The 22430-nt window shown below is 37.7% G+C and carries 23 protein-coding genes; 18 read left to right on the top strand and 5 right to left on the bottom strand.

Annotation, left to right across the window (positions count from 1 at the left end; all coding sequences use genetic code 11):
* Window positions 1–179 precede the first annotated feature (179 nt).
* The 9 genes from ACIR310F_RS0112665 to chrA all read left to right on the top strand — a co-directional run bounded on the left by ACIR310F_RS0112665 (window position 180) and on the right by chrA (window position 9017).
* Window positions 180–1166 carry a threo-3-hydroxy-L-aspartate ammonia-lyase gene (locus ACIR310F_RS0112665; protein WP_028084154.1) on the top strand — a complete coding sequence of 329 codons (987 nt, stop codon included), beginning with the start codon at window positions 180–182 and terminating at the stop codon, window positions 1164–1166.
* A 163-nt stretch (window positions 1167–1329) separates the two neighbouring features.
* Entirely contained in the window at window positions 1330–1986 is a 657-nt protein-coding gene (locus ACIR310F_RS0112660) for a class I SAM-dependent methyltransferase family protein (RefSeq protein ID WP_028084153.1), read from the top strand.
* A gap of 3 nt (window positions 1987–1989) precedes the next feature.
* The gene (locus tag ACIR310F_RS0112655) at window positions 1990–3201 is read left to right on the top strand and encodes a glutathione S-transferase family protein (protein ID WP_028084152.1); all 1212 of its coding nucleotides are present in this window, start codon (window positions 1990–1992) and stop codon (window positions 3199–3201) included.
* A 27-nt stretch (window positions 3202–3228) separates the two neighbouring features.
* A complete protein-coding gene (locus ACIR310F_RS0112650; protein ID WP_028084151.1) occupies window positions 3229–3675 on the top strand; it encodes a protein tyrosine phosphatase family protein in 447 nt (148 codons plus the stop codon).
* A gap of 103 nt (window positions 3676–3778) precedes the next feature.
* Window positions 3779–4579: an SDR family oxidoreductase gene (locus tag ACIR310F_RS0112645; RefSeq protein ID WP_028084150.1), complete on the top strand. Its 801-nt coding sequence runs from the start codon at window positions 3779–3781 to the stop codon at window positions 4577–4579.
* 123 nt (window positions 4580–4702) lie between these two features.
* Window positions 4703–6328, top strand: a complete 1626-nt coding sequence (locus ACIR310F_RS0112640; RefSeq protein ID WP_028084149.1) for an FAD-dependent oxidoreductase — start codon at window positions 4703–4705, stop codon at window positions 6326–6328.
* Window positions 6329–6433: 105 nt separating this feature from the next.
* Window positions 6434–6763 (top strand): 4Fe-4S binding protein, encoded by a 330-nt coding sequence (locus ACIR310F_RS0112635; protein ID WP_028084148.1) that lies wholly within the window; start codon window positions 6434–6436, stop codon window positions 6761–6763.
* A 29-nt stretch (window positions 6764–6792) separates the two neighbouring features.
* Window positions 6793–7740, top strand: a complete 948-nt coding sequence (locus tag ACIR310F_RS0112630; RefSeq protein ID WP_028084147.1) for a D-2-hydroxyacid dehydrogenase — start codon at window positions 6793–6795, stop codon at window positions 7738–7740.
* Window positions 7741–7811: 71 nt separating this feature from the next.
* Window positions 7812–9017: a chromate efflux transporter gene (gene chrA, locus ACIR310F_RS0112625; protein ID WP_028084146.1), complete on the top strand. Its 1206-nt coding sequence runs from the start codon at window positions 7812–7814 to the stop codon at window positions 9015–9017.
* Window positions 9018–9139: 122 nt separating this feature from the next.
* Here the strand turns inward: chrA and ACIR310F_RS24350 are convergent, their stop codons facing one another.
* The 4 genes from ACIR310F_RS24350 to ACIR310F_RS0112610 form a co-directional block, all read right to left on the bottom strand.
* Window positions 9140–9334 (bottom strand): ABC transporter substrate-binding protein, encoded by a 195-nt coding sequence (locus ACIR310F_RS24350; RefSeq protein WP_414534264.1) that lies wholly within the window; start codon window positions 9332–9334, stop codon window positions 9140–9142.
* 257 nt (window positions 9335–9591) lie between these two features.
* Window positions 9592–10899 (bottom strand): MFS transporter, encoded by a 1308-nt coding sequence (locus ACIR310F_RS0112620; protein WP_028084145.1) that lies wholly within the window; start codon window positions 10897–10899, stop codon window positions 9592–9594.
* Window positions 10900–10943: 44 nt separating this feature from the next.
* Entirely contained in the window at window positions 10944–11693 is a 750-nt protein-coding gene (locus ACIR310F_RS0112615; RefSeq protein WP_028084144.1) for an SDR family NAD(P)-dependent oxidoreductase, read from the bottom strand.
* Between the two features lie 188 nt (window positions 11694–11881).
* Window positions 11882–12910 (bottom strand): Mrp/NBP35 family ATP-binding protein, encoded by a 1029-nt coding sequence (locus tag ACIR310F_RS0112610; RefSeq protein ID WP_028084143.1) that lies wholly within the window; start codon window positions 12908–12910, stop codon window positions 11882–11884.
* Between the two features lie 223 nt (window positions 12911–13133).
* On the opposite strand from ACIR310F_RS0112610, the gene ACIR310F_RS0112605 reads away from it, so the two are divergent.
* The 9 genes from ACIR310F_RS0112605 (at window position 13134) to ACIR310F_RS0112565 (ending at window position 21788) form a co-directional block, all read left to right on the top strand.
* Window positions 13134–14216 (top strand): sulfonate ABC transporter substrate-binding protein, encoded by a 1083-nt coding sequence (locus tag ACIR310F_RS0112605; protein WP_028084142.1) that lies wholly within the window; start codon window positions 13134–13136, stop codon window positions 14214–14216.
* 135 nt (window positions 14217–14351) lie between these two features.
* Window positions 14352–16067, top strand: coding sequence for a fumarate reductase/succinate dehydrogenase flavoprotein subunit (locus ACIR310F_RS0112600; RefSeq protein WP_028084141.1), 1716 nt, complete (start codon window positions 14352–14354; stop codon window positions 16065–16067).
* An 18-nt stretch (window positions 16068–16085) separates the two neighbouring features.
* Complete coding sequence (locus tag ACIR310F_RS0112595; protein WP_035367937.1) at window positions 16086–16628, top strand: GNAT family N-acetyltransferase; 543 nt, start codon at window positions 16086–16088, stop codon at window positions 16626–16628.
* A gap of 63 nt (window positions 16629–16691) precedes the next feature.
* Window positions 16692–17522, top strand: a complete 831-nt coding sequence (locus ACIR310F_RS0112590; protein WP_028084139.1) for a dienelactone hydrolase family protein — start codon at window positions 16692–16694, stop codon at window positions 17520–17522.
* 47 nt (window positions 17523–17569) lie between these two features.
* On the top strand, window positions 17570–18874 hold the full coding sequence (locus ACIR310F_RS0112585) for an O-acetylhomoserine aminocarboxypropyltransferase/cysteine synthase family protein (protein ID WP_028084138.1): 1305 nt from the start codon (window positions 17570–17572) through the stop codon (window positions 18872–18874).
* Window positions 18875–18953: 79 nt separating this feature from the next.
* Window positions 18954–20015 carry a homoserine O-acetyltransferase MetX gene (metX, locus tag ACIR310F_RS0112580; protein ID WP_028084137.1) on the top strand — a complete coding sequence of 354 codons (1062 nt, stop codon included), beginning with the start codon at window positions 18954–18956 and terminating at the stop codon, window positions 20013–20015.
* Between the two features lie 30 nt (window positions 20016–20045).
* Entirely contained in the window at window positions 20046–20273 is a 228-nt protein-coding gene (locus ACIR310F_RS0112575) for a 4Fe-4S dicluster domain-containing protein (RefSeq protein ID WP_027401230.1), read from the top strand.
* A 10-nt stretch (window positions 20274–20283) separates the two neighbouring features.
* Window positions 20284–21243 (top strand): HEAT repeat domain-containing protein, encoded by a 960-nt coding sequence (locus ACIR310F_RS0112570; RefSeq protein WP_028084136.1) that lies wholly within the window; start codon window positions 20284–20286, stop codon window positions 21241–21243.
* 2 nt (window positions 21244–21245) lie between these two features.
* A complete protein-coding gene (locus ACIR310F_RS0112565) occupies window positions 21246–21788 on the top strand; it encodes a protein-tyrosine phosphatase family protein (RefSeq protein WP_028084135.1) in 543 nt (180 codons plus the stop codon).
* Between the two features lie 46 nt (window positions 21789–21834).
* Here ACIR310F_RS0112565 and ACIR310F_RS0112560 read toward each other — a convergent pair whose 3' ends face one another.
* Window positions 21835–22377 carry a DUF2808 domain-containing protein gene (locus tag ACIR310F_RS0112560; protein WP_028084134.1) on the bottom strand — a complete coding sequence of 181 codons (543 nt, stop codon included), beginning with the start codon at window positions 22375–22377 and terminating at the stop codon, window positions 21835–21837.
* Window positions 22378–22430: the final 53 nt, after the last annotated feature.

Below are 22430 nucleotides of genomic sequence, written 5' to 3'. Positions count from 1 at the left end.
ATGAAACTCTTGTGGTGCGGGCATCTTGCCCGCTAAATATGTACCTCATAACACCGGGAAGTGCTGTAAGAGTTTGAAACCCATGTTCGCGTAGCGTTCCGCAGGAATAGATGGGTTTTGTCTGTATAGCCGCGACTTCTAGTCGCCAAAGCTTTTCAAACATCCTCTTAGAAAAAACAATGTTACTATCTGATTCTGTTACTATTACTGATGTAGAAGCAGCACAAAAAAGGCTTTTAGGTATTGCTCATCAAACACCAGTAATCACCTCTGATACCGTCAATGAACTGACTCAAAGCCAAGTATTTTTTAAATGCGAAAACTTTCAACGGACAGGAGCATTTAAGTTTCGTGGTGCTTATAATGCCTTAGTCCAATTATCAGCCAAGCAGAAAATAAAAGGTGTTATTACCTATTCTTCAGGAAATCATGGCCAAGCGATCGCCCTTGCTGGTAAATTACTCGACATTCCCACCATTGTAGTTATGCCTGATGATGCACCGATAGTCAAACAAACTGCTACTCGCGGCTATGGTGCGGAAGTCATTTTGTACAACCGTGACACAACTAACCGGGAAGAATTAACCAAAAATCTCGCAGCAGAACGCCAATTAACTTTAATTCCACCCTATGATCATCCTCATGTCATTGCTGGACAAGGTACAACTGCATTAGAACTAATACAAGAAGTAGGACAACTAGACTACTTATTAGTATGTTGTGGTGGTGGTGGATTAATTTCTGGTTGTGCAGTTGCTACAAAAGCACTTTTACCTAACTGTAAAATAATTGGTGTAGAACCGGAATTAGCCGATGATGCTACTCGCTCTTTCTACACCAAAACCCTGCAAACTGTTCATAATCCCCATACCATTGCTGATGGGGCACGAACTCCCTGCTTGGGGAAAATCACCTTTCCCCTAGTCTTGCAATACGTAGATGATATGGTGACAGTATCAGAAGCAGGCATAATTCGCACCATGTTCTTTATTTGGGAACGGTTAAAAATCGTTGTCGAACCTACTGGGGTCATAGCCGCAGCCGCATTATTAGAAGGTGTAGTGAAAGTACCAGCAGCGAGAATTGGCGTAATTATCACTGGTGGAAATGTGGACTTAGCGCAAGTTAGTCAGTTGAAACAACTTAATCATCTTTTGCATTACTAGCTAGATAGCTAATTATCTAACTACTTGATTTTCTCCAAATTGATGTGTTAATCTGTATTTATCTTTAATCTACTAATTTTCGATAGATTTACAGTATTTTAAGGATGAGTAATTAATAACACTCTCCAGAATCTAAATTTTTAGCAATCGGGAATCTTCTCTTATGCCAAAAGATTGGTTAGAATGGCACGATCTTTACAATACTGAAGCTAAATTACAGCAACGGCTAGAAATCGTGCGGGAATATATTTCCTATAGTTTGGATAACTCCCCAACAGGGGCTATTCGTATAGTTAGTGCTTGCGCTGGTGATGGACGCGATTTATTAGGAATATTAGCAAATCATCCTCGCGCTAAAGACGTATATGCAAGATTGGTAGAAATCAATCCCAACTTAGTTGAACGTGGGCGCGAAAGTATAGAATTCTTAGGTTTAACAAAGCAAATTGAGTTTATTCACGGTGATGCAACTGCTGCTGATAACTATGTAGGAGCAGTACCAGCAGATATTGTCATTGTTTGTGGTATTTTTGGCAATTTAGCTGATGAAAATGAACTCAATCGTTTATTAGGAAATCTCAGTTTTCTCAGCAAAAAAGGTGCTTTTGTTCTTTGGACTCGTGGACACTCTCAGGGTATTGCCCATTCAGAAACAGTCCGCAAATACTTGAGTCAATTGGATTTTGAGGAAATTAACTTTAAACTCACAGCAACAGGAGATATGGGAGTAGGGATTCATCGTTATTTAGGTGAAAATCTACTTACACCCAAAGAAGAAAAACTATTTGTATTTTCTGGCGTTCCAAATAAGGCAAGATAAGAAATGGCCATTGCAAGCACTACCATATCCAGTTGGGATCAATTATTAGAAAAAGCTCGACAAAATACCCCCTCTCGTCGAGTCAAAAGGCCAGGACAAGCACCTTCTACTGCGCCTATTCCTAGTAGTCTGTATAAAATTCCCTCTGAGAGAAAACCACCAGTATTGTTATATAGAGATAGTAACTCTTGGTGTCCTTTTTGTGAAAGAGTTTGGTTTGCTTTGGAAGAAAAAGAAATTCCCTTTGACACTGAGTTTATTGATCTGAGTAATAAACCTAAATGGTACACAGACTTAGTACCAACAACCCTTGTCCCCGCAGCAAATATTGAAGGAAAATTGGTTTATGAATCTAAAGATATTCTTTTAAAATTGGAAGAACACTTTGGGGAAACGTTATTACCAGAAGATCCAGAAGAAAATGCTCTTGCCAGACAATGGGTTGAAGACGCAGAAACTAATGGTTTTCGAGAGATTGCCTATAAATTCTTGAGACAACCTCCAGAAGATGTCCAAGAATTAGAAGATTTACAGGCAGAATTTGAAGCTAAATTAGATGAAATTGAAAAGACTTTAGGGAGATATCCAAAACCCTATTTTTTATCAACATTTAGCCTGGTAGATATTATGTATAGTCCCCATTTAGATAGATTGGCGGCTAATTTACCAGTATATAGAGGATATCACATCAAAGGAAATCCTCGTTTTCCTCTCATTAATGTTTGGTTTGCAGCACTTAAAAAACGTCCTGCTTACAACAGAGTTAAATCAGACAATATTACTAATAATTTACTCTTACGGCGGAGATTTGGCGTAGAACCTATTGGTAGTCCTTTACCTTTAGATTTAGCTGATGCTGAATTTATTGAATATCGTGCCGAAGCAGCAGAACGATTAAGTGATAATCGAGAAGTTGCTATTAGCGATATTCTGAAAAATTCAGGAGTTCAATCTTTAGGTGATATCTCAATAATTAAGGACTCTGTTGATTTTCACCTACGATTATTAGCTGATTATCTCCTTAATGGCAATAACAAACTATTACCAGGAGGAAGAACCGGAGGAAAAGAAAGTATAGACCCCATTATCGCTGCTACAGGAGCTATTACACTGGCTTATGTCAGAAATAGAATTTGTGCGCCACGAGATATGAGTGCTGGTGCTGCGACTGCATTACGAGCCGCAGCAGATAAAATTTTAGCATCTATTTATTGATTTCATTTCATCTAAAGAGGAATCAAAATGACTAATTTTAAAAAAGTTAGCGATAATTTGAGTATCGCTGGACAAATTTCATCTGAAGAATTAAAACAATTGGCAAGAGGAGGTTTTAAATCAGTTTTAAATTTACGTTCTCCTGATGAAAATGGTTTTTTCGATGATGAAAAGCAAGAAGCACAAATTGTAGGATTGGAATATACAAACATTCCCTTAAATTCTCAAGCACCAAATCCGAAATTAACAGCAGAAGCAATTCAAGCTGTTGAGAACTTGCCTAAACCAATTTTAATTCACTGTGCTGGTGGTGCAAGAGCGGGAGGAATAGCCTTAATTGCAAATGCAATTCAAGCAGGTTTAAGTTATCAGGAAATTGTTCAAAAAGCTAATGAATTAGGTATTAATTTAGAACAGCCACATCTCAAACAATTTCTATTAGAAAAATTTGCAGCTAGAGAAAGTTATTTGTAGAGATATTGTAGAGATGTTCTATAGAACGACTCTACATTAATTACTACAAAATATCTATTTGTATTTTTGAATCCCTTGGGTAAATTTATCGGGTGTAACCGTTATGAGTTTAGAACTAAATCTATCAGGTAAAACAGCAATTGTTACAGGTGGTAGTGCCGGAATTGGGTTAGCTACAGCAAAAGCTTTGTATAGCGAAGGTGTGAATGTAGTTATTGCTGCTCGCAATCAAGAAAAACTTGAGCAAGCAGTAATTGATATTCAATCTTTAGATAATGCAAATGCTAAAGTTATTGGTGTTAGTGCTGATTTAACTACAGCAGAAGATGTTGAGAAAGTTATCTCTACAACAATTGCAAAATTCGGTAAAATTGACATCTTAATTAATAATGCTGGTTCAGCCCGTGCTGGGTCATTTTTAGAATTGAGTGATCAAGCATTTCTAGACGCTTGGAGTTTAAAACTTTTGGGTTATATTCGCTTTGTGAGAGCAGTTATACCTCATTTAAAAAAACAGGGTGATGGACGCATTATTAATATTATTGGTGGTGCTGGAAGGACACCCCGTCCTAATTTCTTACCAGGAGGAACTACAAATGCTGCATTGTTGAACTTTACACGAGGCATTTCTAAAGAATTAGCCCTAGATAATATTAGAATTAATGCCATTTCTCCAGGATTAACAGACACAGAAAGAGCGAAAACTTTAGCTGTCCAAAATGCCGATAGTTTGGGTATTACTGTGAATGAATATAAAGCCCAAGCAGTGAAATCAATTCCTTTAGGAAAAATCGTCAACCCTGAAGAAATTGCAGCTTTAGCTTTATTTTTAGTTTCTGATTTAGCTGCTTCTATTACTGGTGCAGAAATTCAAGTTGATGGTGGCAGTACACCAGGAGTTTAAGTTATTGCTAGGTTGGGTTGACGTATGTTACCCAACATCTTCAAGACTTTGTTGGGTTGCGCTGTCGCTTAACCCAATCTACTGTTTTTCAATAAATTAATGTTACAAGAAAGAGGAATTTCCATGACTCAAAAACAATTATTTTCCCAAGATAGCGATGTTGATCAAACCTTATTAGCTGATGTATTAGTAATTGGTGGTGGCCCTGCTGGAACTTGGTCAGCGTGGAGTGCTGCTAATAGTGGCGCAAAAGTGGTTTTAGTAGATAAAGGCTATTGTGGTACAAGTGGCTGTGCAGCCGCATCAGGTAACGGTGTGTGGTATGTTCCACCAGAACCCGACAGTAGAGAAGCAGCAATGGCTTCCAGGGAAGCTTTAGGAGGATTTTTATCTAGCCGTGATTGGATGCAACGGGTACTAGATCAAACTTATGCGAACGTCAACCAACTAGCTGACTGGGGTTATCCTTTCCCTACAGATGAAGATGGTAAACCCTATCGGCGCAGTCTCCAGGGTCCAGAATATATGCGCTTGATGCGGCAACAAATAAAACGGGTAGGGGTGAAAATTTTAGATCACAGTCCGGCTTTGCAGCTATTGGTAGATGCAGAAGGTGCTGTAGCTGGGGCGACGGGAGTTAACCGTCAGACTGGCAAAAAGTGGATTGTGCGATCGCATTCAGTGATCATTGCTACCGGAGGCTGTGCTTTCTTGAGTAAAGCCTTGGGTTGCAATGTGTTAACAGGAGATGGATACCTGATGGCTGCCGAAGCGGGTGCTGATATGTCAGGAATGGAGTTTTCCAACGCCTATGGCATTGCACCTGCTTTTTCTTCTGTAACTAAAACCTTATTCTATAATTGGGCAACTTTCACCTACGCAGATGGGACACCCATCCCCGGTGCTGGTTCGCAAAAAGGGCGTTCTGTCATTGCTGAAACTTTGCTAACTCAGCCAGTTTACGCCATTATAGACAAAGCATCAGCAGAAATGCGGGTGACAATGCGTTTATCTCAACCCAATTTCTTCCTACCTTTTGATCGTGCTGGTATTGATCCCTTTACTCAACGTTTCCCTGTCACCTTGCGTTTAGAGGGGACAGTTCGGGGTACAGGTGGCATTAGAATTACCGATTATACTTGTGCTACTTCTGTGCGTGGACTCTATGCTGCTGGTGACGCAGCCACAAGAGAATTAATTTGTGGTGGTTTTACTGGTGGTGGTAGTCATAACGCCGCTTGGGCGCTATCTTCAGGGTATTGGGCAGGACAGTCTGCGGCTACATACTCCCGTGATTTAGGTGTGCAAGCCAACCAAAGACCAGTTCAAGCCGTAGGTGGTGTAGGATTTATTTCTGGTAGTGAAAAACTAATTCACAGTGAAGACATCATCAAAGCCACTCAAGCGGAAGTTTTCCCATACAATCGAAACTACTTCCGTAATGAACAAACTTTAACGGAATCATTGCAAAGATTACATTCTCTCTGGGATGAAATTCGCAATAGTCAAAGTGCAGATAATAGTAATATTCTCCGCACAAGGGAAGCTGCGGGAATGGTAGCCACAGCCAGATGGATGTATAGCAGTGCCTTGGAACGCAAAGAAACACGCGGAATGCACAAACATTTAGATTATCCAGAACAGGATACTAACCAACAACATCATTTAATTAGTGGTGGTTTAGATCAAGTTTGGGTAAAAGTTGCACCTATCCAGGAAGTAAAAACAAAAGAACTGGTAACTGTGTAAATAGTAGGTTGGGTTGACACCAGGAAACCCAACACAAGTTTTGATAATGTTGGGTTTCGTTCCTCAACCCAACCTACATTCATATTAATTTTGGTGGTTTTGGAAATGATTGAATTAGTTAGTGAATCCCGGTGCATTCAATGTAATATTTGTGTTAAAGTTTGCCCAACAAATGTTTTTGATAAAGTACCAGATGCACCTCCGACTATTGCTAGACAAAGTGATTGTCAAACCTGTTTTATGTGTGAATTATACTGTCCGGTTGATGCGCTGTATGTTGCCCCAGAAGTAGAACCATTAACAGGAATTAACGAACAATTATTAGAAGAAGCTAAACTTTTAGGCAGCTATCGTAAAAATATCGGTTGGGGAAAATCTGTTACAACCACAGCTAAAGAAGACTCAACATATAAATTGTTGCAGAAGATGAAATAGAACATCAAAAATCATCCAATTTATCAATTATGAAACTGATTTTACCAGTAGAAATTGCTCATGAAATTGAGCCGCATTTACCTGAAAATACTACTGTAGTGCGTGTAGATAGTGAGGGTAATATAGATGGTGATGCCACAGATGCAGAAATTTATTTTAGTTGGTTTTATCTCCAACAAAATACTTTACATCGAGTATTATATGCTGCGCCTTTATTGCGTTGGCATCATGCCCCAAATGCAGGTGTAAATCATATTTTGACACCAAAATATTTAGAAAGAGATTTAATTCTAACTAATGGTGCAGGGGTTCATGGTATTCCTATTGCTGAATTTGTGATTACTTATTTACTGGCTTATTCTAAACGATTACCAAGTTTATATAAACTACAAAATCAGCATAATTGGCAAAGAGGTTTACCAATTCAAGAATTATTCGACAAAACTTTATTAATTATCGGTGCTGGTGGAATTGGTCAAGAAATTGCGGTTCGTTCTAAAGCATTTGGAATGCGTATTTTTGGTAGTTGTCGTCATCCAGAACCATTACCAAATTTTGATAAAGTAGTCGGCGCTAACAAGTGGAAAGAATTACTTCCAGAAGCAGATTTTGTGGTGATTTCTACTCCTTTAACAGCAGAAACAAAGGGAATGATTGATGTAGAAACCTTGGGATTATTCCGCACTGATTCCTATTTAATTAATATTGCACGGGGAGCAATTGTTGATGAATCAGCACTGGCTACAGCTTTACAGGAAGGCTGGATTGCTGGGGCGGCTTTAGATACAGTATTTACAGAACCATTACCAGCACAGAGTCCTTTGTGGACATTACCAAATGTATTTATTACCCCCCATTGTTCTGGAAATTCTCCTAGAGTTAAAGAGAGAACACTTGCCCTATTTCTTGACAATTTCAACCGCTATTGTCAAGGTAAGTCTTTACGCAATGTGGTAGATAAAACTGCTGGTTATTAAATAATAAATATAAAATAAGTATAGGTTAACGTAAGTTGGCTTTTACATTTTTAACGTAGATTACGCAAGCTATGCCGTACAACTTATTTAGTCGGTTGAGTGAAATAGCTACACTCTTTTTTAAACTGGGTGTTATTGGCTTTGGTGGCCCAGTTGCCCATATTGCCATGATTGAAGATGAAGTAGTGAAGCGTCGTCGGTGGTTGACACAAGACCATTTTCTGGATTTACTAGGTGCAACCAATTTGATTCCTGGTCCCAATTCCACTGAAATGGCAATTCATGTCGGATATATTTATGCAGGATGGCCAGGGTTAATTGTCTCAGGTGTTTGTTTTATATTACCTGCGGTTTTAATAACAGGGATATTTGCCTGGATTTATGTTAATTATGGTAGTCTACCTCAAATTGCACCTTTACTTTATGGTATCAAACCTGCTGTTTTAGCGGTTATTGTCAATGCCCTTTGGGGTTTAGCAAGAAAGGCGGTGAAAAACCGTCAATTACTGATTATTGCTATAGGTGTGGGATTACTGGTATTAATTTCCCAAGTGAATGAAGTAATTGCCTTATTGTTTGGAGGATTACTAGGTATGATGTGGTTACATCTTAGAAATCAAGACAAACCACCAGGAAATAAACCTGACTTATGGATTGCTGTCTTAACTACAGGCGCAACTTTACAGACAACATCTACAATTAGTGCTGTGGCAGGTACATCTGTTCCTTTATGGCAATTAGGTTGGTTTTTTCTGAAAGTTGGTAGTGTTTTGTTTGGTGGTGGCTATGTGTTAATTGCATTTTTGCAAGGGGGATTAGTTCAAGAATATGGCTGGTTAACACAACAGCAGTTACTAGATGCGATCGCTATTGGTCAATTTACCCCTGGTCCAGTGCTGTCCACTGCCACCTTTATCGGCTATGTCTTAGCTGGTGTACCTGGTGCGATAGTAGCTACCATTGGTATTTTTCTACCATCTTTTCTCTTCGTTGTTGCCTTAAATCCGGTTATTCCCCGTTTACGTAGTTCTGCTTGGACAAGATCATTTTTAGATGCTGTGAATGCCAGTGCTGTAGCATTGATGGTAGTAGCTGCGTTCCAACTGGGAATAGCTACTTTAAAAATAGCAAAACCACCCTATATAGATATTTTGGGGATAGCGATCGCACTCATCTCCACAGTTTTGATTACTCGCTACCGCATCAATGCTGCTTGGCTAGTTTTAGGTAGTAGTTTAATTGGTTATGGTGCTATGGCTTTAGGTTATATCAAATAAAAAATTGTTGAATATTTTAGCAGAGAAAATTCACGGAAAGGATTTTTCAGCAACCCCTAATTAGAGAAATATTTTTTTTACAGCAGATTGGAGATTTATGAAGTACATTAGCCTATTGAACTTCAAGTTTTAAAACTATCTTCTAAACGGGCTTCAGATGGAGTTAGTCCCACAACTTGAACATCACTAATGCTTAAACCTACTTCTTTTAAAGCTTTTGCTAATAAATAGTGGGCATTTGATCCTCTTTGAAAAGCAACTTTCTTACCTTTAATATCCGCTAATTTCTTAATCGGAGAATTGGCTCTGACAACAATACCTTAGTCCACGCAGGTGGACTTTGTTTGTGTAGTAGCGTATACCTGACGGAAGCCGGGGGCATCTTTCTAATCGCCGGAAACTTTTAAGACATCCTCTAAGAGGATGTTTTAAAAGTTCTTAATGTATAGATAAACCCCTCTCCAAACCTCTCCCCTACCAGGAGAGAGGCTTTAAAGCCTCCATTCCCTGATAGGGGAGGGGGGGTTAGGTTTCTAGAGATTATTGGTTTCATCTAATACTTTTCAAACACCCTCTAAGAGAGTAATCCCATTTCTTGATATATTGGGTTTACCACTTTTCTAATATTTGATATTTGTCTAGCAAAAAAATACGTTCCCAAAATACAACAAACACCGCCAAATAATAAAGCATTAGCAACGCCAATATAATTTGCTAATCCTCCGAAACATAAATTACCAAAAGGCAATATTCCCAAAAAAGTTGTCATAAATATACTGGTTACTCGTCCTCTTTTATCTTCTTCAACTAAAATTACTTGCAAAAAATTACTAATTGAAGCTAGAGTCAGTGTGTTAGTTAATCCCACAATAAAGATTAATACTAAACAAATTTCTACCTGTGTTGAAAGAGAAAATAATATTAATGATACTCCCAGCACTAGAGTAGAAATTACCATAACCTTCTCCAGTCCTATGACTTGTTTACGCTGCATGAGATAAATCCCAGAAAAGATAGAACCGAAAGCTGTAGAAGTCATCAAAAAACCCATCGTTTCTGCATTGCCTTTTAAGACTTCTTTGGCAAATATTGGCATGAGATTTACATAAGTCATTGCCATAAAGCAAACTATAATTTGCAATATTAAAATAGATTTAATAGGCACGAAATTATAGACAAAAATAAATCCTTCTTTTAAGTTATGCCAAATTTTTGGAGATTTTGATGTAGATAAATTATTGATATTTGGTTTTATCCGCATAATTAAGATAGCTAATATAAAAGGCAAATAGCTAATAGCATCTACTAAGAAACATAAACCTGCTCCATTTCTAGCAATTATCAAACCCCCAATCATAGGACTAACAAATTTAGCTGTATTAATTAAAAATGAATGCACAGCCATTGCACTATAAGTATCACTTCTGTTTTCTAGCAATCTGGGGATAGTTACTTGACGTGCTGGTAAATCAAAAGCTTTGACTATGCCCTGAAGAATACCAATGATTATAATATCTGTAAAATTTATCTGATTACTAACAGTTAAAAAAGTTAGTAATGAAGATAAAAGAATAGATACTATCTGGGTAGTTAATAGAACATACCTTAAATTCCATCTATCTAATAATACTCCTACCAATGGTGTAATCACTAAACCCATAGCTTGATTGCTAAAGCCAGCTATACCAACTAACATAGCTGAATTTGTCAATTGATAAACCAGCCATACTAAGGTAATTTGTGTCATCCAAGAGCCGAAAAAAGACACGCTTTCCCCAATCAAAAAACCAGATAAATTGGGTGATATAATTGCAGGTGAAATTCTCGAAAAAGCAGATATTTTATTGCTTTTACTTAATGATTTTTCATTTTCTTCTAACATTAATATTACCTATTTTTCGGTATTATTGTGAATAACTGTGAGTATCATCGATCTTGCAAAGTTGGGCGAATTAAGATCTCATTGACATTAACGTGCTGTGGCTGGCTAACAGCATAAACTATTGCTGCTGCTATATCTTCACTTTGTAATGGTGTAATTGCTTTCCGTCTGGCTGCAATTTCCTGCTTTGCTACTACATCGGTAATATGCTGATCAATTTCTGTTTCTACTAAACCAGGCTCGATGATAGTAACGCGGATATTATCTTGATATACTTCCTGTCTCAAGGCTTCCGAAAAGGCATTTACCCCCCATTTGGTTACATTATAACCAGCCATACCCGCACGAGCAATACGGCCAGCTACAGAGGAAATGTTAACGATATGTCCCGATTTTTGCGCTTTAAAGATAGGTAATGCTATGTAAGTTGTGTACATTAACGCTAAAACATTGATATCAATCATTTTTCGCCAGTTTGAGGGATCTGCATTTTCAATCCTCCCCGGAAAAGATATACCCGCATTGTTGACTAAAATATCTATGTGTCCAAATTCTGCATGAGCTTTTTGTATCACGTTTTTAGCTTGAGCTTCATCGGTAATATCTGAAACAATAGATAAGGCTTGTCCACCATGATCTATAATCTGTTTTGCTACAGATACTAAACGCTCTACCCTTCTGGCCGCAATTACCACCTTTGCTCCTTCCGCTGCTAGAGCGATCGCTGTTGCTTCCCCAATTCCCGAAGAAGCTCCGGTAATAATAGCGACTTTACCTTCTAATTTACTTACCATAATGAACCCATTAATTATGATTAACTAATTGTAGGAGGATGTTTACAACGTCTAAACCACTACCAACTTGGGTAGTTAAAAACCGCGTCTACAGGGACTGAACCCACGCGAGTGGGTTTAGAAAACTCTTAAAACATCTACTAAATACGGTATTTTGGTCAAAATAACGTAGATTTAAATTAAGCATCTCACAAATAACTAGAAAAAGCAAGAAAAGTAGACTGCAATGCCGCTGCAATTTGTATAAATATTTCACTTGTCGTTGAACTAGAATCAGCAAGGGTAAGAGGTTGACCAGTATCACCACCATTACAGATGCGAGGATCGAGGGGAATTTTCCCTAAAAGCGGCGCTTGGAGTTCATGGGACAATTTCTCACCTCCTCCAGTCCCGAAAATGGGAGTTTTTTCGCCATTTGTGGTGATAAAGTAGCTCATATTCTCAATAATACCCAGAACAGGAACACCGACTTGGCGGAACATATAGATACTACGACGCACATCAGCAACAGCCACTTCTTGAGGTGTTGTTACCAACATGACACCACAAATCGGGCTTTCTTGTATAATTGTGATTTGGGCATCACCAGTACCAGGAGGTAAGTCTATTAATAGATAATCCAGTTCTCCCCAATCAACATCATGTATAAATTGAGTAATAATTTTGTGTAACACTGGTCCACGCCATGCTAAGGGATGATCCGGTGCTGCCAATAATCCCACTGACATAACTTTGATACCTAAAGATTCTAAAGGTAAAAATTTCTGACCATTAGCAGTATCAATAACTGTAACTTCAGATTTTCCCAGTCCCAACATCTGAGGAACATTTGGTCCATAGACATCAGCATCTAATAACCCGATCTTTGCTCCTGTTAATCTCAAGGCTGCTGCTAAATTAACTGCGACTGTGGATTTACCAACTCCCCCTTTACCGCTAGATATAGCTAAAGTTGTTTTCACCTTGGGAATTGTACAAATTTGGATATAAGTTTTTTTGCACCAGGTCAGTGAGGATAAAACGGACTTTATCTCTGCTTCCAAGTATTGTTGAAGAGAACCTATATACAGGCGCAGATAAACATACTGATCAACTATCCTTAGATTTCGTACCATTCCTAAACTAACAATGTCATTTTTGAGGGTGGGTTCAATTACCTGTTTAAGAAGTTGGATAACTTCTTGTTGTAAAAGATTGGGATCATCTATTTGTATCATCTATTTGTACTTCCTTTTTTCTCAGCATCTCACGGCAATCAAGTATAAAAAAATCAAAATGAAATGTTTACTGACCAAATAATTGCTTTTTTCAAAGAAAAGCTTGCATTTCAATTTCCTCTATGTAATATTATAAAGTACGGTATTTCGATTGACATACTGTAGTCTTATCATAAATTGACATCAAGTCTGAATATTCTATTCACCCTAATAACTCAGAGTAATGTTGACTAAATTACCTCTATTGCGACGATTAGAAGCTAAAATCACCTTTCTCAGAAAATATCGTCAGCAGAACATTCGTACTTTTTCTTTACTATTTACAGTTGGATTAGGCTCAACATTAGCCGTTTCTGTTTTTTCTCCCACCGTTAGCAATAATGGCGAGACAATTCAGAAAGCTAATGCAAATACAATCGCTCAAAATAATAGTAGCAAGACAGTAATTCGTATTGGCTATCAAAAAGCAGCAACTATCCTATACGCACTCAAAGCAAAAGGAGAATTAGAAAAAGCCGTAAAAGCCTCTGGTAGTTCTGTCACATGGACTGAATTTCCTGCTGGTCCGCCGATGTTAGAAGCTTTAAATGCAGGAAGTATTGACTTTGGTTACACAGGAGAAGCACCTCCTATATTTGCTCAAGCCGCAGGTACACCATTTGTTTATGTTGCTTATGACCCTTATGGACCTAAAGCGGAAGCAATTATTGTCCATAAGGACTCACCAATTAAAAATGTAGCTGATCTCAAAGGTAAAAAAGTGGCTTTTGCGAAAGGAGCAAATGTTAATTATTTAGTAGTCAAAGCACTGGAAAAAGCCGGATTAAAATACACTGATATTAAGCCAACCTTCCTCGCACCTGCTGATGGTCGTGCTGCTTTTGAAGGGAAAAATGTTGATGCTTGGGCGGTTTGGGATCCTTATTTAGCTGCTGCTCAAAAAGCCACAGGCGCACGTACTCTTACAGATGCCACTGGACTAGCTCCCAATCGAGGTTATTACTTGGCAGCTAAATCCTTTGTAGAAAAGAATCCAGCAGCTTTAAAGACAGTTTTGGCTGGGGTAACTAAAGTCAGTGATTGGGCAAAGAAGAATCCTCCTGAAGTAGCAAAGTTACTTTCTCCTGTATTGGGTATAGATGCGGCTGTATTAGAGGTAGCAGAAAAAAGACGCAAGTATGGAATTTTTCCATTAACAAATGATGTAATTGCCAAACAACAAGAAATTGCTGATACTTTCTATAAAATAAACTTGATTCCTAAAAAAATCAAGGTTAAGGAGATAGTTTTGCCAGGCAAGAAGTAATTTTGTAATTGGTAATTGGTAATGTAGAAATTACTAATTATCAATTATTTTTTCAAATCTGTTTTTACTCTCTGGTGCGTTCTTTGCTCCTTTGTGTGAAAAAAAATACATTTTAAATTATTGAAAGAGTTGTATATGACAACAAACATCAAGACACAATGGCTAAAAACCGATATTTTAGTAATTGGTGGTGGTACTGCGGGGACAATGGCAGGGATTAAAGCTAAACAAGCTAATCCCGATGCTGAGGTGTTAATTTTAGAAAAAGCAAATATTCGCCGCAGTGGGGCGATCGCCATGGGAATGGATGGAGTTAATACAGCCGTCATTCCTGGCAATTCTACCCCAGAACAATACGTCCGCGAAGTCACCATTGCTAACGATGGTATTCTGCACCAAAAAGCCGTTTACCAAACAGGTAAATTAGGTTATGAAACTATCCAAGAATTAGAAAATTGGGGTGTTAAATTCCAAAAAGATCCCCAAGGGAATTATGACGTTAAACAAGTACATCGGATAGGTAAATATGTCTTACCCATGCCAGAAGGTAAAGACTTAAAAACCATTCTTACCCGCCAAGTTAAACGTCATCAAGTGAAAGTAACTAACCGCGTTATGGCAACTAGAATATTAGTAAAAAATGGTAGAGCCATTGGTGCAGTTGGATTTGATGTGCGCGGTGGTGATTTTGTTGTTATCCAAGCCAAAGCCGTTATACTGTCTACAGGTGCTTGTGGACGTTTGGGTTTACCTGCATCTGGCTATCTTTATGGAACTTATGAAAATCCTACAAATGCGGGAGATGGTTATTCAATGGCTTATCATGCAGGAGCAGAATTAAGTAACATCGAATGTTTCCAAATTAACCCATTAATTAAAGATTATAACGGTCCTGCTTGTGCCTATGTCGCAGGTCCCTATGGAGCATATACCGCCAACTCAGAAGGAAACCGCTTCATTAATTGTGATTATTGGAGTGGACAAATGATGCTAGAAATCTGGAAAGAATTAAACTCTGGTAAAGGACCTATTCAAATGAAAATGACTCATTTGGATGAAGATACAATTTCTGAAATTGAGTCTGTTTTATGGGCAAATGAACGACCAAGTAGAGAACGTTTTCATGAAGGTAGAGGTGAGAATTACCGTACTCATGGCGTAGAAATGAATATTTCAGAAATAGGATTATGTAGTGGACATAGTGCTTCTGGTGTGTGGGTGAATGAAAAAGCAGAAACTACAGTACCGGGATTATATGCAGCCGGAGATATGGCCAGTGTTCCTCATAATTATATGATTGGTGCATTTGTCTTTGGTCGGTTAGCAGGAGAAAATGCCATTGATTATATTGAAAATTTAGAACATTTAGAACCTAATACTGATTTTTTGGAAACAGAAAAAGCGAGAATTTATGCACCATTAAATCAACCTAATGGTATTCCCCATACTCAAGTTGAATATAAATTACGCCGACTGGTGAATGATTATTTACAACCACCAAAATTCGGCAATAAAATAGAAATTGGGTTAAATAATTTTGTGCGTTATCATGAAATTTTAGCCCAAATGGGAGCGCGTGATCCTCATGAATTAATGCGATGTATGGAAGTACATTTTATTCGTGATTGTGCAGAAATGGCAGCACGAGCATCTTTATATCGTCGGGAAAGTCGTTGGGGTTTATATCATTATCGGTTGGATTTTCCAGATAAGAATAATGAAGAATGGTTTTGTCATGTGAATTTGAAAAAAGATGAAGCAGAAGAAATGATCTTATTTAAGCGTCCAGTTGAGCCTTATGTTGTAGAGGTTGATTTACAGAAAGAAGTTTATGATGTCGCAGTTAGATGAAAATAACGTATTTATGAAATGCTGCCAAATTCCCAAGAAATTCAATTAGTTAAACCAACTGCTGATTTACAGTCAGAATTTCTTGATATGATAAGAGAGTATCAAGATACTGATGAAGCGCGTATTTATGATCAGGATTTTTTGCAATTGATTCAGAGTGATTTTTTAGCTTATATTCAATATTTAGAAAATAGCTCAGAAGGTATTGGATTAAAACCAGATTTTGTACCTGCAACAACTTTTTGGTTGCTTCTAAATCGTAAAATCATTATTGGTGAAAGCCGATTACGTCACTGGTTAGTACCAACTTTAGAACATTGGGGAGGACATATTGGATATATGATTCGTCCTCTTCAAAGAGGTAAAGGATACGGAACAAAAATGCTAAGTTTAACTCTTGAACAAGCTAGAAATATGGGATTAAATCGTGTTCTCTTAACTTGTAATCAAGATAATCATGGTTCTAATCGCGTGATTCAAAAAAATAACGGTAAATTTGTAAGTCAGGGATTACTAGAAAGTAATAACAAAGTTATTTATCGTTATTGGATTGATTTTTGAAAATTTGATTGTAGAAGTTTGTTAATTTCAATCCCATTAAATAAACTGAGGTAATTAAAAATGATTAAAGAAATAACACGCCGTAAATTTATCGCTACTGCTGCTTTAACAACTGGTTTTGCTGTAGCAGTACAACCTGTTTCCGCTAAAGTGATTACCACAAATGCTAAAGGATTAATTGCCAAAACAGTGAAAATTCCCGTCAAAGATGGGGAAATTCCCGCTTACAGAGCGCAACCGGACAAGGGTGAGAATTTTCCTATTGTCTTGGTAATTCAGGAAATATTTGGTGTTCATGAACATATTCAGGATGTTGTGCGACGCTTTGCTAAATTAGGCTATTTAGCGATCGCCCCTGAACTGTTCATCCGTCAAGGTGATGTGTCAAAATTAAGCAACATTGACGAAATTCGCGCAATTGTGTCCAAAGTTCCCGATGCTCAAGTCTTATCAGATTTAGATGCTACCGTTGATTGGGCGGTGAAATCAGCAAAAGGTAACGCTGATAAATTAGCAATTACGGGTTTTTGCTGGGGTGGTCGAATTACTTGGTTATACTCTGCACATAATCCCAACGTGAAAGCAGGTGTGGCTTGGTACGGAAGAGTTGTAGGCAATGTTACCGAACTACAGCCTAAACACCCTGTTGATATTGCTTCTACACTCAAAGTTCCTGTTCTCGGACTCTACGGAGGTCAAGATACAGGTATTCCTCTAGACACAGTAGAACAAATACGAGAAAAACTCAAATCTAATAGCAGTAAATCAGAGATAATTGTTTATCCCGATGCACCTCACGCCTTTTTTGCCGATTATCGCCCTTCCTACCGCGAAAAAGAAGCTCAGGATGGTTGGCAGCGTCTCCAGAAATGGTTTAAACAGTATGGAGTGTGAGTTTCAATATTTCATGTTTTGATAGTCAACCCATTTAAATACTAGCTATGTCAGAAAATTATCGTTTTGAAACTTTACAAGTCCATGCTGGACAAGAACCTGCACCTGGTACTAATGCCCGCGCTGTACCAATTTATCAAACCACTTCCTATGTTTTTGATGATGCTGAACATGGAGCGCGGTTGTTTGCACTTCAGGAATTTGGTAACATTTATACCCGGATCATGAATCCGACAACGGATGTATTTGAAAAACGGATTGCGGCTTTAGAAGGGGGTGTAGCAGCTTTAGCCACTGCAAGCGGTCAAGCAGCGCAATTTTTAGCATTGAGTACGATCGCTCAAGCAGGAGATAATATTGTTTCTACCAGTTTCCTCTATGGGGGAACTTATAATCAATTTAAAGTTTCTCTGCCAAGATTGGGAATAAACGTCAAATTTGTGGAAGGAGATGATCCAGAAAATTTCCGTCAAGCAATTGATGAAAACACAAAAGCCTTGTATGTTGAAACCATTGGTAATCCCCAATTTAACATTCCTGATTTTGCAGCCTTAGCCCACATTGCCCATGAAAATGGCATTCCTTTAATTGTAGATAATACCTTTGGCGCGGGTGGATCTTTAGCACGACCCATTGAACATGGTGCAGATATTGTTGTAGAATCTGCTACCAAGTGGATAGGTGGTCATGGTACATCTATTGGTGGTGTAATAGTTGATTCTGGTAAATTTGATTGGGGTAACGGCAAATTTCCCCTCTTTACCGAACCTTCCCCCGGTTATCATGGATTGAATTTTCAAGAAGTGTTTGGAAAAGGTAGTCAATTTGGTAATATTGCCTTTATTATTCGCGCCAGAGTCGAAGGATTACGAGATTTTGGCGCAGCATTGAGTCCATTTAATGCTTTTCTATTACTTCAAGGATTAGAAACCCTTTCCCTGCGTGTAGAACGTCATATCAACAATGCTTTAGAATTGGCCAAATGGTTAGAACAACAAGAGCAGGTAGCATGGGTTAATTATCCCGGACTTCCCAATCATCCATATCATGAACGCGCTAAAAAATATCTTCGACATGGCTTTGGAGGAGTTCTCAATTTTGGTATTAAAGGTGGATTAGAAGCAGGTAAGGCTTTTATTAGTAATGTGAAATTAGCCAGTCATTTAGCAAATGTTGGTGATGCTAAAACCTTGGTAATTCATCCTGCGTCTACAACCCATCAACAGCTAAATGATACCGAACAAATTTCCGCTGGTGTAACACCTGATTTAGTGCGGGTATCTGTGGGAATTGAACATATTGATGATATTAAGGAGGACTTTGAACAGGCATTTAAGAAGGTTTCTGGCTAATATACCAAAAGATCTCCGACTTATTTAAGAAGTCGGGAATCTAGATATCTATAGCTAACTATAGCTAATTGCTAATTTTATGAAATACCTAGACTTCATTTCAGCAAAAACCCAGTTTTATCAACTCTCAGCACCATTTTCACTCTTATCTGGTGAACTATTAATTGGTGTTCAGGTTGCTTATCGTACCTGGGGAAAATTAAACGCAAACCGCGATAATGGGGTCTTAATTTGTCATGCTTTAACTGGTTCTGCTGATGCTGATGATTGGTGGGGAGATTTGTTTGGTTCAGGAAAAGTCTTTGATCCTAATCAGGATTTTATCGTGTGCAGCAACATTTTAGGAAGTTGTTACGGTACAACTGGAGCAACTTCTATTAACCCAAATACAGGAAAAGCCTATGGTGCATCTTTTCCCAGAATTACAATTCGGGATATGGTTAACCTCCAAGCTGCACTATTAGAATACCTGGAAGTTAAAGCTCTACAATTAGTAATTGGCGGTTCATTGGGTGGAATGCAAGTTTTAGAATGGGCTTTATTATATCCAGAAAAGGTGAGAGCAATTTCACCAATGGCTGCACCTGGAAGACATTCAGCATGGTCTATTGGCTTGAGTGAAGCACAAAGACAGGCAATTTATACAGATCCAAATTGGCAAGGGGGAAACTATACAATTGATGCACCTCCAAACCAAGGACTAGCAGTAGCAAGAATGATGGCAATGATTACCTATCGTTATTGGGAGAGTTTTACAAATCGTTTTGGCAGACAGCAGGATGAATCCAATCAGTTTGCTATGGCTAGTTATTTACAATATCAAGGTCAAAAATTGATAGAACGTTTTGATGCTAATACTTACATTACACTAACTCATGCAATGGATAGTTATGATGTTAGTTGGAACAGAAAAGATTATCAATCAGTTTTACAAAGTATCAAACAACCAACTTTAGTTGTATCCATTGATTCTGATGTTCTTTATCCTCCAGTGGAACAACAAGAATTAGTAGATTTAATCCCTCATGCTCAATTGGGGTTGCTCAAATCAACTCACGGACATGATGCGTTTTTAATTGATATGGAGGAATTGAATAAAATGGTAATTTCTTTTAGGGAAGAATGGGAATTTTTTGTTTAATTTTTAATGAAATTAGGGAGTGATAAATTTATGGCTTTAATTAATCAAAGAGTTGATGTTCCGGTAATTGTTGATGAATCTAAATGTTTAGAAAAATGTGTGGCTTGTATTGAAGTTTGTCCTTTGGATGTATTAGCAAAAAATCCAGAGACGGGAAAAGCATACATGAAATATGATGAATGTTGGTTCTGTCTACCCTGTGAAAAAGAATGTCCAACCAACGCCATTACAGTCCAAATTCCTTTTTTGTTGCGGTAGAGGTACAGAAATGTTTATAGATACAGATTCAGAGTTAAATCAATGGTTAGAAATGTTGCGATCGCCTGATGTGAGCGATCGCCTAGTTGCGGTAAAATCTCTACAGCATCTTGGAGAAGACGCAGCAGTGGACGCTTTAATTATTGCACTGGAAGACGAAAGCACCGCAGTCCAAAAAATTGCCGTATCTGCACTTTGGGAACTTGCTAATCCTGTTGCTGTACCTGCTTTATTAAAAACTCTTGCTTCCCCAGATATAGAAGTTCGCACCGAAGGATTATCAGCTTTAGGTGAATTAGTCACCACAGATCATTTATTGCTTTTATTGGATGCACTACATCAAGAAAATATCAATCTTCAAGTTAACATCTTAATCTTATTGCGGAAGATACATGATGTTCAATCTCTACCTGCGGTGTTATCTTTCTTTGATTCTAAATATCCACAACTACGAGAAACTGCTATTACAACTCTACGCTATTTAAACCAAGTGCAAATATGTCCACCTGCTTTATCATTAATCAATGATCCTGATGCAAATGTCCGTCGTGCAGCAGCTTTAACTTTAGGACATTTAGCAGATCAAGAAATTGTAGAATTATTAACTCAATCACTCACTTCTGATCCTGATTGGCAAGTACGACGCAATGCAGCTAAATCCCTAGCTATTCACGCTAATTCAGAAGCAATTCCAGCTTTAAAAATTGCGCTAAAAGATGAACATTGGCAAGTACGAAAATTCACACTTCAAGTATTACAAAAAAGCCTAGGTTCAAATTTATTACCTGATTTGATTCAAGCATTAACAGACGAATATTCTGATGTCAGAAAAGAGGCAGCTATAGCACTTGGTAATTTAGATAATGCTCAGGCTTTAAATGCTCTACAACAAGCACTAGATGACCCTGATCGTGATGTTTCTATTTACGCAGAAAAAGCAATAAAAAAGATTCAAAATTTAGACATTTAAAGATGTACAAATTTGCTGCTGCTTGGGAAAAAGAAACAATCGTATTTGGTGCTTCTCAACCTGGATATTCAAATCAACAGGTAGAAGACTGGATTAAGTTTATGAAATCGCACAATATCAAGCGAGTTTGTTGTTTACTTAGTGAAAAACAACTAGCTAATTATGCACATCTTTTAGATACATATCGGCAAGAATTTGGTAATCAACAAGTTTGTTGGACACCAATTGAAGATTTTCATTTATGTGATTTAGAAACACTTACACAGAAAATACTGCCTTTTTTGATCACAGCAAATCAAGAAAATGAAAAAGTAGTTGTACATTGTGCTGGTGGAATTGGCCGCACTGGACATATCTTAGCAGCTTGGTTAGTGAGTGTTCGGGAATTTTCTAACAAAGATGCGATTTCTGCTGTAAAGAAAACAGGTAGAAATCCTGATGAAGCTGTAATTGCTGCTCCAATATTAGGGAAGAATTCGTTTGAAGTTGCAGAAGAACTGAATATGTTACTGAATAGTTGTCGTTTAGCATTCTTAACCAATTGATGGATATTGCTGAATTTGTCTGAAAAATCAGCAATTTATAAACACGTTACCATTGATAAAATAGGTGATTATCAAAACTATTATAAAATTGGAATCTAGCAGTTCCCACAACTAACTTATTCGCCTTTTCACCAGAGGAAATAACATGAACTTGAAATAGATAAATACCTTCACTAGCGGGATTATAAAAAGGTTTTAAAGCGATATTAATTGTTTGATTCGCAGAAACTGGTTTATCAAAAGTAGCAATGACAGTTTGTGGTTGAGTTGAACTCTTGCTGAGGGTAATACCTAGCTTTTCTTTTTGTCCACTTGCTTCTATAAAAGCAAAACTGTCTTTCTGATTGAATTCAATATTTTCTACACCTTCTATTTGTGTTAAAACAACCTGTTGCAGTTGCCAATTAGCCAGAGATTCTGGTAATTTGATTGTAAAATAATAAGTTGCATCCCAAGAACCTGTTTGATTGTAAGTTGTTTTGGCATTTAACAACGGTTTTGGTGGTATCCCGTAGGTAGTAGGAACAGATAACAAAAAGATTCCTGTACTAATAGCTAGGGTTTTACAAAGAGTTTTAAAGCTGTTCATGTTTTTAGGATTTGATATTTTAAATGGGCTTTTCTATTGAATTACATCTTAAA

The organism is Dolichospermum circinale AWQC310F (genome assembly GCF_000426925.1).
GTDB classification, from domain to species: Bacteria; Cyanobacteriota; Cyanobacteriia; order Cyanobacteriales; family Nostocaceae; genus Dolichospermum; species Dolichospermum circinale.
The sequence above is the reverse complement of the archived record's forward strand: the minus strand, read 5'-3'. Positions and strand labels throughout refer to the sequence as shown.

Coding starts and splice junctions, on each gene's coding strand:
- ACIR310F_RS0112665 (WP_028084154.1), top strand. CDS start 180: ATGTTACTATCTGATTCTGTTACTATTACTGATGTAGAAGCAGCACAA.
- ACIR310F_RS0112650 (WP_028084151.1), top strand. CDS start 3,229: ATGACTAATTTTAAAAAAGTTAGCGATAATTTGAGTATCGCTGGACAA.
- ACIR310F_RS0112565 (WP_028084135.1), top strand. CDS start 21,246: ATGTACAAATTTGCTGCTGCTTGGGAAAAAGAAACAATCGTATTTGGT.
- ACIR310F_RS0112560 (WP_028084134.1), bottom strand. CDS start 22,377: ATGAACAGCTTTAAAACTCTTTGTAAAACCCTAGCTATTAGTACAGGA.
- ACIR310F_RS0112635 (WP_028084148.1), top strand. CDS start 6,434: ATGATTGAATTAGTTAGTGAATCCCGGTGCATTCAATGTAATATTTGT.
- ACIR310F_RS0112620 (WP_028084145.1), bottom strand. CDS start 10,899: ATGTTAGAAGAAAATGAAAAATCATTAAGTAAAAGCAATAAAATATCT.
- ACIR310F_RS0112605 (WP_028084142.1), top strand. CDS start 13,134: ATGTTGACTAAATTACCTCTATTGCGACGATTAGAAGCTAAAATCACC.
- chrA (WP_028084146.1), top strand. CDS start 7,812: ATGCCGTACAACTTATTTAGTCGGTTGAGTGAAATAGCTACACTCTTT.
- ACIR310F_RS0112570 (WP_028084136.1), top strand. CDS start 20,284: ATGTTTATAGATACAGATTCAGAGTTAAATCAATGGTTAGAAATGTTG.
- ACIR310F_RS0112610 (WP_028084143.1), bottom strand. CDS start 12,910: ATGATACAAATAGATGATCCCAATCTTTTACAACAAGAAGTTATCCAA.
- metX (WP_028084137.1), top strand. CDS start 18,954: ATGAAATACCTAGACTTCATTTCAGCAAAAACCCAGTTTTATCAACTC.
- ACIR310F_RS0112575 (WP_027401230.1), top strand. CDS start 20,046: ATGGCTTTAATTAATCAAAGAGTTGATGTTCCGGTAATTGTTGATGAA.
- ACIR310F_RS0112595 (WP_035367937.1), top strand. CDS start 16,086: ATGCTGCCAAATTCCCAAGAAATTCAATTAGTTAAACCAACTGCTGAT.
- ACIR310F_RS0112585 (WP_028084138.1), top strand. CDS start 17,570: ATGTCAGAAAATTATCGTTTTGAAACTTTACAAGTCCATGCTGGACAA.
- ACIR310F_RS0112615 (WP_028084144.1), bottom strand. CDS start 11,693: ATGGTAAGTAAATTAGAAGGTAAAGTCGCTATTATTACCGGAGCTTCT.
- ACIR310F_RS0112630 (WP_028084147.1), top strand. CDS start 6,793: ATGAAACTGATTTTACCAGTAGAAATTGCTCATGAAATTGAGCCGCAT.
- ACIR310F_RS0112640 (WP_028084149.1), top strand. CDS start 4,703: ATGACTCAAAAACAATTATTTTCCCAAGATAGCGATGTTGATCAAACC.
- ACIR310F_RS0112600 (WP_028084141.1), top strand. CDS start 14,352: ATGACAACAAACATCAAGACACAATGGCTAAAAACCGATATTTTAGTA.
- ACIR310F_RS0112645 (WP_028084150.1), top strand. CDS start 3,779: ATGAGTTTAGAACTAAATCTATCAGGTAAAACAGCAATTGTTACAGGT.
- ACIR310F_RS0112655 (WP_028084152.1), top strand. CDS start 1,990: ATGGCCATTGCAAGCACTACCATATCCAGTTGGGATCAATTATTAGAA.
- ACIR310F_RS0112660 (WP_028084153.1), top strand. CDS start 1,330: ATGCCAAAAGATTGGTTAGAATGGCACGATCTTTACAATACTGAAGCT.